Origin of the sequence: Sphingobium sp. R-21 (genome assembly GCF_049913335.1) — a bacterium.
In the GTDB taxonomy this organism is placed as follows: Bacteria; Pseudomonadota; Alphaproteobacteria; order Sphingomonadales; family Sphingomonadaceae; genus Sphingobium.
The window spans coordinates 1052315-1063673 of record NZ_CP184374.1 but is presented as its reverse complement, the minus strand read 5'-3'; the positions used below and the strand labels follow the sequence as shown (position 1 = coordinate 1063673).

Genomic DNA, 11359 nt, shown 5'->3' with positions numbered 1-11359 from the left:
TCAACCAGCTCCCTGCTGATCACGCCGCCATTTTCGATCGAGCCGCCAGATGCCGAGCATCATCACAAGCTGCGACAGTACGACGCCGCCGATCGAGAAGACCGGTGCGGTGCCCAGCACGATCAGCGTCACGGCGATCAGCCCGACACCGCAACTGCGCATGCTTTGCGCGGCGAGCGGGCGGAACGCCTTGCGTGCCTGGGTCATCACGCTCATCGGCGTCTGCACGCATTGAACGAGGGACAGGAGCGCGCACAGGCCCACGGCGATCATCACGAGCCGGTGATCCAGCGTCGGTTTCAGGATCAGGCCGGGAAAGGCATAGAGGGCGATGGCCGCCACCGCGCAGGTCGCCAGCCACAGCAGGACCAATGCCGCCATGAAGACCCGTTCCGACCTGATCGCCGCGCCGTGATCGCCGCGCGCCACGGCGCGGGTCAGGCGGGGACGCTCCAATTGGGTGAGGGCGGTGATGCAGACGTTGACCGGCCGGAAGAACAGCATGCCCACGGCGATCGGCGCAAAGGCCGTCGGCCCGGCAAGCAGCGTCACGATATAGCTGTGCGAATTGGAGGTCGCCTCCGTCGAGAGCACCCCGACCAGCGTCCAGGCCGACTGCTCCTTCCATACCGGGCGATAGGCGCCCAGAGCGTGGCCGGGCGCCATGGCGAAATGTCGCCGCAGATAGGCAAGGCCGAAGGGGAGAAGGCCGATGAGGCTGGCCGCCACCAGCATGCCGCCAATGGCCGACATGTCCGCGCCGGTTCGCATCGCAATCAGCAGTCCGGCGAGGATCGTCCCCGCATAAGCGAGATCCGATCGCGCGGCCCGTGCGGGCGTGTGATGCGCATAGGCATTGGAACGCCCGAACCAGCGGATCAGCGAAAGCATGCCGGCAAGGCCGAACAGCAGGGCTGCCGACGGGGAGGCTGTCGCCCATGCGATCGCTGCGCAGATCAGCCCCTGGCTGGCCGCCAGCATCAGGTTGACCGGGAAGAAGAAGTCGAAGCTCCGCGCATCGACATCGTCTCCCTGGTTCACCACGATGGTGTAGGGCGTCGACACCAGTGCATTGGACAAGCCATAGCCGAACTGGATGATCACCAGCAGGAAGGCCAGCGTGCCGATGGCCGCCGTCTCCAGATGATGGATGGAAAAGAGCTGGATCAGCAGGTGACTGACCGAGACGATCGCGGACGACAGGCTGGCCAGACCGAAGCGGCCGAACAGGCTGCCCAGGCGCTGGACGCGCCCTGTCGCAATATTTTCAGCCGCCCGGGCTTCAGCCATGGCGATGTTTCCAGATCAACCAGAGAGCGTGCGGATTCGTCGTGATATAGCGCCAGGCCAGTTCCCTTGGCCGCGTTGCCATGCGGTGCAGCCATTCGAAACCGGCCTTCTGCATCCAGATCGGCGCGCGCGGATAGTCGCCGGTGATGTAGTTGAACAGGCCCCCGCAAGTGATGATCCAGCCCGCCTTGATCCGCTCGCGATTGCGCACGCAAAATGCCTGCTCGCGCGGCTTGCCGGTGCCGACCCAAAGGACGTCGGGCGCAACCGCGTTGATCGCGTCGATTACCGCATCTTCCTCTTCGGGTTTCCAGAAGCCATTGCGTCGCCCGGCGAGGCGAAGGCTCGGCGCCAGCCTGAGGATTTCCTTCGCGCAGGCTGCGTTCACCGTCTCTTCGCCGCCCAGGAGGTAATAGCTGACCTGGGCCTCCGCCGCCGGTTTCAGGCTGTCGATGAACATGTCCGTCGTGCTCGAACGATCCGCGATAGGCGGCCCGCCGAACCAGCGGGAAGCCGCAACGACGATCTGTCCGTCAGCGTGGATCAGGTCCGCCTGCGCCAAGTTCGCCCGAAAATCGGGATCGGTGGCGTTCATCGACAGGCCCTGACCATTGGCGTCGAACACCAGAAGGGGCGATTGCTCCAGACCTTTGCGCAAGGGCGCTTCCACCAGCATCTTGGCGATCAGCGCATCCAGCGACAGGGTGGACACGGGCAATCCGCCGACATGGGCGACGGGAGCCCCAGCTCCTATGCCGGGACCAATGCCGGGGGAGGGAAGGGACTGGCGATGCGCCAGCGCCTGGTCGGCACTCATGCGATCACCGTTCCGGCGATCGGCACGCTATGACGGTCAAGATCGTCGATGACCCGGCGCATGTCGGCGATGGCGGTATCGCCCCGCCGCGCAACGATGACGACAGCGTCAAATCCCGCCAAGATGCTGCCATAGGGGGTCTGATCGCCCTTGCGCTCGGCAAGGTAGAACAGCATCGACGTATCGCGCAGGCCCCAGCCATTGGCCGTTTCCGCCAGGGGGCCGCGCGTCACCAGGCTCGCCGCGCTGCCCGACGCGCGGCCCGCAGTCATCAGCCAGAGGCCCTCTACCGCTGTTTTGGCCGCCGGCAGCAATGCGGCGCTGCCCATCAGCTGTTCGGCCAATCCGGCCTTGTTGGCGATGCGGAACAGCCGGTCGAGCGAAGGCCGACCCATGTCGACGTCGATCAACATCGTCTGCCCGTCCATCTGGGCCAGCACGACGGCAAGGTTCGCCGCCATGATGGCCGCTTCGTCGCCGGCATCTATGGCCAGCACGGCCAGCCGGAGCGCGGCGGGATCACCTTCCTTGGCGACGGCGCGGATCTTTGCGCGGACCGTCCGTACCTTGGCGGCATAGGGATCGGCGGGATCGAAGGCCGCGACGACCAGCGGATCGACCCGCTGGTCGTTCTCCGACAGCAGGGCGAAGCCGCCCTGCAAGGCCGCGAGCATGCCGGCGTCGTCCGGATTAAGCAGCCCCAGGTCCACCGCCGCGTCATGCAACGCCAAGCCCTGCGACCGGGCATGGGCCTCAACCTGATGTACCTCGGTCTCTGCGAGGAACCCATGCTCTACCGCCAGCCGGGCGAAATTATGGCTGTCCCGGGCACGGGGACGGAGCGTGGAACCGCTGCCTGCCGGACCGCCCGACGCCAGTTGATGCGGGGCGCCCGCCGTGGAACGCAGTCTCATGCGGCCTCCTGTTGCTTGAAGAATTTGGCCTGGCGCGCAGTGACTGGCACCAATTCGGTGATGACTTCGACCTCGGTCGCGCGGGTCACGCCGCCGGCAGAGCGAACGCGGGGATGAATGATTTCCATCATGATCACGGCAGCCACGCCGCCGATGAGGCCAAGCGCGATCCCGCCGATCAGCCACAGGATGACATTAGGCTTGGCAGGCAGCAGCGGCACTGTCGCCTCGTCCAGCGGACTGGCATTGGGCTGCGAGATCTGGCTCTTGAGCACCGCTTCATTGAAGCGCTGGCGCACCGTATCATAAGTCTGCCGGGCCGCGTCGACGTCCCGCTGGAGCACCATGAGCTGGTCCTGCACGTCCGACATGCGGATCATGCGGTCCTCCTGGCCAGCCATGTTGGACTTGAGATCGCCCTCCCGTCGGCTGGCTGCCACGCTGTTGGCGTTGACCGCGCCAGCCTGGCTGGCGCGGGCTGCGGCCAGCTTTGACTGAAGCTCGGACAATTGTGCCGCCGCCGCCGCCATGGTCGGGTGGTTGGGCCCCAGCGTTTTTTGCAGCTCGGACACCTTGGCGGATTGCTCCGCGACCTGCTCCTGCAAATTCTGGACGATCAGCGATCCTTCGATGTCCGATACGCTGCCCGCGCCAGCCTTGGACCGGGCTGCGGCCGCTTCCGCCTGCGCCTGGGTAAGCTGGTAGGACATGTTCTTGAGCTTCTCGGCCTCAAGGTCCATGCGGTTGATGCCGATGATGTCGTGCGCCCGCTGGAAATCGGACAGCTTCTTTTGCGCGATTTCATAGCGACGGCGCACTTCTTCCGTCTGCTCGTCGAACCATCGGGCCGATCCGCGTGCGGGAGAGGCGCGCAGTTCCACCTGTTCGCGCATGTATATCTTGGCGATCAGGTTCGCGACCTTGGCGGCGACCTGCGGATCGGCGTCCAGATACTGGATCTGGAGCACGTTGCTCTGCCGGCCGGTGGTGATGGTCATTTTCTTCGCGACCAGGTCGGCCGCCGCCTGCACCCGTGCATCTGCGGGCATGTCAGTCGGCATCGCATCGACGAAGCCCGCTTCGCGCGCCACGGCATTCATCACCTTGCCGCTGCGGATGATGTCCGTCTGCGTACCCAGGATGGCATCCGTATCCGGCTTTGGACCCTGCACCGTATTGGTGTCGGTCGGATCGGTTTGCGAAAGGTCCAGCAACAGCGACGCTGTTCCCATATATTGGCGCGGTTGCAGAAAGGCGGCGATCGCGACGAGCAGGAACAATATGCCCCCGATCATCGCCGCCGTGCGCCAGCGCGCCTGAAGCGCCGCCAGCAAGTCCATCGGGTTCATGGTCATAGCCCATCCACTCCCTTGAGCAGTGCACGCATTTCCTCCGCGGGCGATTGCACGGGCGGTGCGCTTTGCACCGGCTGTTTCGCCATCAGCAGCAGGAATTGCGGCGCCAGCGTGTCTTCGAACATCCAAAGCTCGCCATTGGGCGTCGCCACCAGGGCGGGTTGGAGCCGGATCATGGCATCGCGGGCCTGGCTTTCATTGACCGGCCCGCCGCCCAGCACCTCATGGCCGAGCTTCACGAGCCGCTCATAGCTGATGGCGGACATTTGCGATGCGACCACCGCCGCAAGAGCGATCATCCGGCGGGCCGAACCGGCTTCCCACAGGATGCGCCGGAATAGCGCGTGGGTCTGTCTGCTCATTTCCTCCCAATCTTCCAGGGCGGAAACCAGCCCCTGTTCGACGTCGGAAAGCAGCATCCGCTCGCGCCCCGCTGCCTCCGTCACCAGGGCCGCGGACATTCCGAAGAGCCGTGCATGATAGGGTGACCCCATCGCGGCGCTCGCCAGAGCGTCGAGTGCATCCTCGTCGATGGAAAGCCGGGCATTGCCTGCGCAGGACAGCAGCAGCCGTTCCAGCTCCGGCTTGGGGATTGGCGCAACCCGCTGCGGCACCAGGTGGCGGCGGAGCGAGGGATGGGCAGCGATCAGCCCCTCTATGTCGCTGGCGATGCCGACCAGCACGACCTGGACGGGAGAATGGATGTCGGTCAGCAGCTTCAGCAGCGTCGCGACATCCTGCTTGGCCGTTTCGGACTGCACCCGGTCATATTCGTCGATGATAAGGATGGAACGTTCACGCACTTCCTCCACCAGCAGGGCGGAAAGGCGCGACACGTCCAGCGGCTCGCCCATCATCCTGCGTGCCCGTTCCTGTCCCGCGCCGCTCATCGGCAATTCGGTCAGGAAGGGACGGAAGAGAGAGTCGAAATCCGCTTCTCCATTGGCTGAGGCGTAAAGCGCGACGCATCCGGCTTCATCCGCCAGATCGCCGAACACGCGGGCGAGCGAGGTCTTGCCCGAACCGCGCGTGCCGAAGATCACGGCATGCTTGCGTTGCACGACGATCGCCTCGACCAGCTTTTCCAGTTCGCTGTTGCGCCCCGCCAGCCCATGGCGGTCCGTCACGGGCATGGCGGTGTTGAACGCGGCATAGATGCTGTCGCGGCGCAGACTGATGGGCTTGATGGGCGCAGCCATCGCGCTCATGGAAAGAGGCCTGTGGGTCGGTTCCTCCAATTGCGCTTCCAGCGCGTCATGTCGGAAGCCTGGCAATGCCGGTACGTCCAGGTGCAGCGGCACGTCGTCGGGGATGGTGCGTTCGTTGCGCCTTTCCCCACTTCGGGCGAGCGACAGGAAACGATCGAAAATGCCGGATTTCTGGCCAGGCCGTGTTTGTGCGAAGCCTTGATCGAGGGTCGTCAAAACAGCTTCTCCCGGATGATGAGGACGTCCTCAGGCTTCACTGGATCATCCAGCTTGGCCTGTATTTCCTTCCCCTCCCGCCGGACTTTTATCCTTTTCGTGGAACCTGCCAGTGTCGGTCCGCCGGCGAGCGCCAATGCCTGCCGGAAACTTTGCCCCGGCACGTAGGAAAAGGCTCCGGGCTGCTGGACCTGGCCATAGACATAGATTTTTTCCGCAGGCGGCACGAAGAGCGTGTCGCCGGCCTTCAGCGGCCGCATCGCGCCTGCGCCCATGTCGGCCAGCGAAATGCGCACTGGCCCGCTGCCGTCGGCGGGCGTCAGGATCACGGCATTGGCGCCGTCCTTGGTCGATCCTCCCGCCTTGGCGAGCATCGATGCTACCGTGTAATCCCGGTCAAGCGGGTAATTGCCCGCCTGCGGCACATTGCCGAGCACCGTGACGAACCGGCTCACATAAGTGCTGACATCGACGCTGACGGACGGCTTGGTCAGATAGCCGCCGCTGGCATAGCCGGCCGCAATATCCTGCGCCAGTTGCGAGGTAGTCTTGCCCCTTGCCGGCACCGGGCCGATGAGCGCGAGAAGGACGGTGCCATCCTCCTTGATCCGGGTGGTCGTCGACAGATCCGGCTGGCCGAAGACGGAAATCTTCAGTTCGTCGTTCGGACCGAGTTGATAGCCCGAGCCAACCGCAGACGCCGCCGTGTTTTCGGCAGCGGTCTGGGCAATCGCCGTCATCGGACCCGCAATGATCAGCGGGATTAGTATGGATTTAACGAGAGTATCGGCTTTCACAGCTCATGCTCCCAATATATTGGTGTTCTAGAAATGCAGAGCAGCGCTCAATGTTATTTGCGTGCCGCTATAGTTCGAGACACTGGTGTCTGTTCTGCGAGTATAATGCTGGGCATCCAGCGTAAGATCGAAGCGATCGGAAAGTTTCCTCCTCAACAGGCCGCCAAAACGACGATTACGATCGGCCGTGATTGAATAGGGACGAAGTGCAGCATCCTGCCGGAACTTTCTGCGGTCCCATTCCGCATACAGACCGCCCGACGTCAATTCGGAGATCGAAAATTCGCCCTGGATGCGATAACTGCTATCAATGGTGAAGCCGGCGGCGATCAGGCTGTCGTTTATGATCGCACGCTCCGTCGTCGCCGTCAGCTTCAGGCGGGGAATGGCCTGTGTAGAGAGGCTGACTTTCCACCCCAGACCGTCATAGCTGCCCACGGCCGCGCTATCGCTGCTGACGTCGAGCCAGCGGACATCCGCGTCGATCTGCGTGATCGGCGTCACCGCGCGCTGGAATCTCAAGCCATAGCTGTTGATGCGATTTTCGATGCCCAGCGCGTTGCGCTTGCTGTTCACTCGCTCATAATAGGCGGTCAGCGTACCAAAACTGGGCATGGCATAGCCGACACCGCCCCGGAACGTATCGCTGGTCTGGTCGGCATAGTCGAACTCTGCGGCGTTGCGGGTCGTGTCATGCTCATAGCTTGCCACCGGGAAAAGTCCTGGCCGCTCGCACGTGAAATCCGCACCGATCGTGGAGAATTTCTGAAGATTTTCCGTCACCGCATTGATGTCGCCATAATCGGCGCGCTGCTGGCGATAGGCGGCCCTTGGGGTGATCAGGCAGGTAGCGCCGAAGCGGATATTGGCCTTTGCCTCCGTATCCAGACGCAGCTTGCTCCGCTGCTCTTCGGAAATGAAACGGTCATATCCGATCTTGCCGCGCAGGAGGATGTCGTGTCGTCCGATCGGCATGCCATAGGCCGCCTCCAGAGAGGGCGTGACGATCAGATCGGCGGTGGGCTTTTCGATGTTATCGTTCACGCGATAGATATTGTCGTCATAAAGTAGATCCAGGCCAGCCGTAAGGTGTAGGCCGTAATCACTTATTCTTTTTTCCTCCGCTGCATTTTCAATGCGCTTTGGCTCGGTTGTGTTGTCATTTTCCTGTGCACGCGAAACTGCAGGCGAGGCCGTGAGCATTGCGGCACCACTTATGGCTGCCGCAAAACAGGTGCGCGACCATGAATTCTGTCGATCGCTGGGCGCAGAATTCCGGCCCCGCAATCGCGGATTATTATATTTGTCCAAAACCAATCGACCCTTATTGCATTGCAGCAATCAGGGCATGCTAGAAGTATTTTTGCGTAAAACCACTGCCGGAAAAACAGCTTGTCGCGTCAAAACAACGGCTCGGTTCATCGCAAAGAAGGCGCGTCGGGACCAGTCCCGGCGCGCCCTGCTGCTGTTAATCTGGGAGAAAGCTTGAGCCGGATGAATCCGGTCAGAAGATCAGCCAGGCAATTGCCGATAAAGCACCGACAAAGGTCAGTATGCCGGCCCAGCGCGATAGCAGTTGCACGCCGCTCTCGGCGCGATCGACGAAAGTCGTGCTGCCGGCATGCACCGGAATCTCGCGGCGTACCTCCGCCGTTTCGATCAAAGAGGGTGCCGCTGCAACTGCTGCAAATTCTTCCGCCACGTCGATATTCCGCCGCCCATTGGTGATGACGTTAATATCCGATTTTGCGGTTAACAAATAGTTCGGACGATGGCGGCTTGGCCATCAGTTCGTCGCATATGGAGGCGAATCAGGTTCGAAATCCTGATCTGGGATAAGATAATTTGCGACGAACCGATTTTATGAGCAGTTTGTCGCAAATCTCGATTTTTCAGAGGAACCTTTTCCGCCGATCTGCGTGTTGGCGCTTCCTCGATTCGCCATCGATGTCAGGGTGCTGAACTGTATCACATACTAATAGGCGTTTTTGTGAACCAGCACGTTGAGCGTACCGAACAGGATCGCAATATCGCGCATCAGGCTCCAGCCGTGCAGATATTCCAGGTCGGCCTCGACCCTGTTCAATATGTCGCGGCGCGTTTCAGTAGCGCCGCGAAAGCCGCGGATCTGCGCCAGCCCGGTAATTCCCGGCTTCAGCGCATGGCGGTGCCAATATTGCCGGTCTACCTGCCAGAACAGTTGCTCCTCTGCCGTTGATCCCAAGGCGTGGGGGCGTGGCCCCACCAGGCTCATCTCGCCCAGCAGGACGTTGATGAGCTGCGGCAGTTCATCGATGCTGGTCTTGCGGATGAATGCCCCTACACGCGTGATGCGATTATCATCCCGCTGCGTGGAGGTTGCGCCAGCGCCGTCGCACTGCTCCACCTTCATGCTCCGGAACTTGAGTATGTGGAACAGCATGTTGCCGCGCCCGATCCGTTCCTGCTTGAAGAAAATGGGGCCAGGCGAATCCAGTTTGATAAGGATCGCGACCACCGCCATCAGCGGCGCGATCAGGATGAGCACCGGGACCGTCAATGCGATGTCCAGCAGACGCTTCTTCGCGCGGTTGGCAAGGTTCAGCGGACCGCGCGACACCACGAGCGTCGGGCTGCCGCCATAGGATTGAACGGCAAGCGGAGCCATCGGGTCCAGTTCCGGCACGATGATCTCGCCCAATATGTTGCCGCCCTTCAGCATCTGCGCCCAATCCGCCTTGCGGTCGGCGGGGCAGGATATCACCGCGCGATCATAATCGCGGAGCAGGGTGCCCAGGCGGTGCAGCATATATGGATCGTCCAGATCGGCCTTCAGTCCGACGGCTGATGCATCGACGATCACCATGCCGCTGACGTCGTCCGGAATGGTGCCGTCGTCGATGATCAGAAGTTGGGCGAACAGTCCGTCCGCAAAATTGCGGCGGACCATTTGCACGATCATGAACCGTTGCAGCACCAGCAGGCTTCCGCTGCACAATATCCCTGCCGAAACGCCAAGCCGCGACAGATGGCCGGTCGCCTTGAGCGAGAACACGACGAGCAGGAAGATCAGCAAAGTGCCAGCCAAGGCCATTGTTGCGCTGCGGCATGATTGGGTCATGCGCATCAGGCAATGGGGGTTATATGCCTGGTTGTGAAAAGCCAGGACGGCATAAACGATCATGCCGCCCGCCAGCGGTTGCCACTGCCCGTTGGCCAGCCATTGCAGCCCTGCCGCGCGCAGGCCAAGGGCGAAGCCCGTTGCAAGCGCAGCCATGTCGGCAACCAGCAGCAACAAACAAAGCCAGAGCCGCGCATTCCGCTGACCTGCGGCCGTGGCGGGCTGGCGACTGGGGATACCTTTGATCGCCAGATCAATTTTCGACATCTGCAACCCTTTTTTATGTCCTGACGTCAAACCGTGCACCGCCGTGCGGCAGCGTGTTAACCATCAGACATCCGCAGTGTTTTGATTTATGTTGCGCAGCAGCAGGGCATAAATGTTTTGGGCTGACAATCGGGCTTTAGGTGCGCGGACCCGCTTTTCCGATGATCCGTTGGTCCTGAAGGATGCTCTGCCCCAGATTTGCGACGACCCGAAATGCAGGGCGATGCCATGGCTTGCAGCCGGAGGCGCGCAGCGCATCGCCAAACCCGAATCAGCGGCAGTTTCAAGCTATTGTCCACCACCCCAGCAGAAGCAGAGTAGCAATCAGTGCCAAAGGGCCGGCCCATCGCGAAATGCGCTGGATCCCGGCTTCCATCCGTTCGTGCGGAAAATGCCAGCGGGAGGGCCTTGCCTCGCCGTTGATGCTTTCCCCGTGCACAGGATCATGCTGAGGCGCGACGGAGGCCTTCTTTCCGTCCTGGCCCTGTTCGTGTGATTTCGATGAAAGGTCGATCATGTCGCTGTCCAACCGTGCATGATGCGGCCTGCCGACAGAATAGCCCGGTTGGCCGAAAAAGAAAGCAGATTCGCATTCTGGGCAACTCGCAAGATCATCTGCGACGCATCTGCGCTCTTGGATGAAACCGCTGCGGTGATTATCCTCCCTCTCATGAAACAGGACCGACAAATCGATGCGATCGACCGCAAGATTATCGCGGCGCTGCAGGAGGACGCCACCCTTAGCCATTCCGACCTGGCGGAACGGGTTGGGGCCTCCAGCGCTTCCTGCTGGCGCCGGATCAAGGCGCTGGAGATTGCGGGTGTCTTCGCCGCTACCGTCAGGCTTGTGGATCCTGAAAAGATCGGCCGTGGCGTTAATGTCCTTTGCCACATCCGCATGCGCAGCCACGCGCAGGATGCGCGCCGCGCATTCGAGCAATTCGTTGAGAGCCGGCCAGAAATCGTCGAATGTTTTTCGATGTCTGGCGAATGGGATTATCTGATACGCGTCGTCGTGGCGGACGTCGCGGACTATAATCGCTTCCTGATGATGACCCTGTTGGGACATCCATCGGTCGCGGGCGCAGCTTCCCATTTCGCGCTGTCCATGACCAAGTTCACCACGGCATTGCCAGTCTGAAGCGGTTTTCAGTCAGATTGAACGGGATCGATCAATCGGTTGCTTTGCTTTATCGTGAACACTTGACTGGAGCGAGCAACCTGCGCCGCGATTTAACGCGGCGCGCCAAATCGGGCCGTGGTAGGGCGTGGAAATCAAGTTGTGGCAAGGAGGTCTGGTGGACGCACTAGGGCTCGAACCTAGGACCCGCTGATTAAGAGTCAGCTGCTCTACCAACTGAGCTATGCGTCCATGCCCGCGTTCGGCCTAAGCCT

Annotated in this window: 12 protein-coding genes and 1 tRNA gene; 2 read left to right on the top strand and 11 right to left on the bottom strand. The window is 61.7% G+C overall.

The window, feature by feature from the left end:
* From ACN9MX_RS04960 to ACN9MX_RS04930, 7 genes are read right to left on the bottom strand one after another with little or no spacing between them, the layout of a single operon-like run.
* A complete protein-coding gene (locus tag ACN9MX_RS04960) occupies nucleotides 1-1290 on the bottom strand; it encodes a polysaccharide biosynthesis protein (protein ID WP_363734681.1) in 1290 nt (429 codons plus the stop codon).
* A complete protein-coding gene (locus ACN9MX_RS04955; protein ID WP_363825878.1) occupies nucleotides 1283-2107 on the bottom strand; it encodes a WecB/TagA/CpsF family glycosyltransferase in 825 nt (274 codons plus the stop codon). The genes ACN9MX_RS04960 and ACN9MX_RS04955 overlap by 8 nt, the downstream gene beginning before the upstream one ends.
* Nucleotides 2104-3021, bottom strand: a complete 918-nt coding sequence (locus ACN9MX_RS04950) for a capsular biosynthesis protein (RefSeq protein ID WP_363734684.1) — start codon at nucleotides 3019-3021, stop codon at nucleotides 2104-2106. The genes ACN9MX_RS04955 and ACN9MX_RS04950 overlap by 4 nt, the downstream gene beginning before the upstream one ends.
* The gene (locus ACN9MX_RS04945) at nucleotides 3018-4370 is read right to left on the bottom strand and encodes a GNVR domain-containing protein (protein WP_363734686.1); all 1353 of its coding nucleotides are present in this window, start codon (nucleotides 4368-4370) and stop codon (nucleotides 3018-3020) included. Before ACN9MX_RS04945 ends, ACN9MX_RS04950 begins: the two co-directional genes overlap by 4 nt.
* Before the next feature lie 2 nt (nucleotides 4371-4372).
* On the bottom strand, nucleotides 4373-5800 hold the full coding sequence (locus ACN9MX_RS04940; protein ID WP_363825876.1) for an ATP-binding protein: 1428 nt from the start codon (nucleotides 5798-5800) through the stop codon (nucleotides 4373-4375).
* Entirely contained in the window at nucleotides 5797-6597 is an 801-nt protein-coding gene (locus tag ACN9MX_RS04935) for a polysaccharide biosynthesis/export family protein (protein WP_363734690.1), read from the bottom strand. Before ACN9MX_RS04935 ends, ACN9MX_RS04940 begins: the two co-directional genes overlap by 4 nt.
* Before the next feature lie 27 nt (nucleotides 6598-6624).
* Nucleotides 6625-7800: a hypothetical protein gene (locus tag ACN9MX_RS04930; RefSeq protein WP_414714616.1), complete on the bottom strand. Its 1176-nt coding sequence runs from the start codon at nucleotides 7798-7800 to the stop codon at nucleotides 6625-6627.
* On the opposite strand from ACN9MX_RS04930, the gene ACN9MX_RS04925 reads away from it, so the two are divergent.
* Complete coding sequence (locus ACN9MX_RS04925) at nucleotides 7793-8086, top strand: hypothetical protein (protein WP_363825872.1); 294 nt, start codon at nucleotides 7793-7795, stop codon at nucleotides 8084-8086. The two genes, ACN9MX_RS04930 and ACN9MX_RS04925, sit on opposite strands and share 8 nt — an antisense overlap.
* A gap of 15 nt (nucleotides 8087-8101) precedes the next feature.
* Here ACN9MX_RS04925 and ACN9MX_RS04920 read toward each other — a convergent pair whose 3' ends face one another.
* The 3 genes from ACN9MX_RS04920 to ACN9MX_RS04910 form a co-directional block, all read right to left on the bottom strand.
* On the bottom strand, nucleotides 8102-8299 hold the full coding sequence (locus ACN9MX_RS04920) for a hypothetical protein (protein WP_363734695.1): 198 nt from the start codon (nucleotides 8297-8299) through the stop codon (nucleotides 8102-8104).
* A gap of 273 nt (nucleotides 8300-8572) precedes the next feature.
* Nucleotides 8573-9964 carry a sugar transferase gene (locus ACN9MX_RS04915; RefSeq protein WP_363734696.1) on the bottom strand — a complete coding sequence of 464 codons (1392 nt, stop codon included), beginning with the start codon at nucleotides 9962-9964 and terminating at the stop codon, nucleotides 8573-8575.
* Nucleotides 9965-10247: 283 nt separating this feature from the next.
* The gene (locus tag ACN9MX_RS04910) at nucleotides 10248-10481 is read right to left on the bottom strand and encodes a hypothetical protein (protein WP_363825869.1); all 234 of its coding nucleotides are present in this window, start codon (nucleotides 10479-10481) and stop codon (nucleotides 10248-10250) included.
* A gap of 153 nt (nucleotides 10482-10634) precedes the next feature.
* Here ACN9MX_RS04910 and ACN9MX_RS04905 point away from each other — a divergent pair, with 153 nt between their 5' ends.
* Nucleotides 10635-11105, top strand: a complete 471-nt coding sequence (locus ACN9MX_RS04905) for an Lrp/AsnC family transcriptional regulator (protein WP_133652386.1) — start codon at nucleotides 10635-10637, stop codon at nucleotides 11103-11105.
* 155 nt (nucleotides 11106-11260) lie between these two features.
* On the opposite strand, the gene ACN9MX_RS04900 is transcribed toward ACN9MX_RS04905, so the two are convergent.
* Nucleotides 11261-11336 (bottom strand) — tRNA-Lys (locus ACN9MX_RS04900).
* Nucleotides 11337-11359: the final 23 nt, after the last annotated feature.

What these genes read in the sequence shown, in the direction of transcription:
- ACN9MX_RS04930 (WP_414714616.1), bottom strand. Translation starts at nt 7,800, where the DNA reads ATGCTCACGGCCTCGCCTGCAGTTTCGCGTGCACAGGAAAATGACAAC.
- ACN9MX_RS04910 (WP_363825869.1), bottom strand. Translation starts at nt 10,481, where the DNA reads ATGATCGACCTTTCATCGAAATCACACGAACAGGGCCAGGACGGAAAG.
- ACN9MX_RS04950 (WP_363734684.1), bottom strand. Translation starts at nt 3,021, where the DNA reads ATGAGACTGCGTTCCACGGCGGGCGCCCCGCATCAACTGGCGTCGGGC.
- ACN9MX_RS04955 (WP_363825878.1), bottom strand. Translation starts at nt 2,107, where the DNA reads ATGAGTGCCGACCAGGCGCTGGCGCATCGCCAGTCCCTTCCCTCCCCC.
- ACN9MX_RS04945 (WP_363734686.1), bottom strand. Translation starts at nt 4,370, where the DNA reads ATGAACCCGATGGACTTGCTGGCGGCGCTTCAGGCGCGCTGGCGCACG.
- ACN9MX_RS04915 (WP_363734696.1), bottom strand. Translation starts at nt 9,964, where the DNA reads ATGTCGAAAATTGATCTGGCGATCAAAGGTATCCCCAGTCGCCAGCCC.
- ACN9MX_RS04905 (WP_133652386.1), top strand. Translation starts at nt 10,635, where the DNA reads ATGAAACAGGACCGACAAATCGATGCGATCGACCGCAAGATTATCGCG.
- ACN9MX_RS04960 (WP_363734681.1), bottom strand. Translation starts at nt 1,290, where the DNA reads ATGGCTGAAGCCCGGGCGGCTGAAAATATTGCGACAGGGCGCGTCCAG.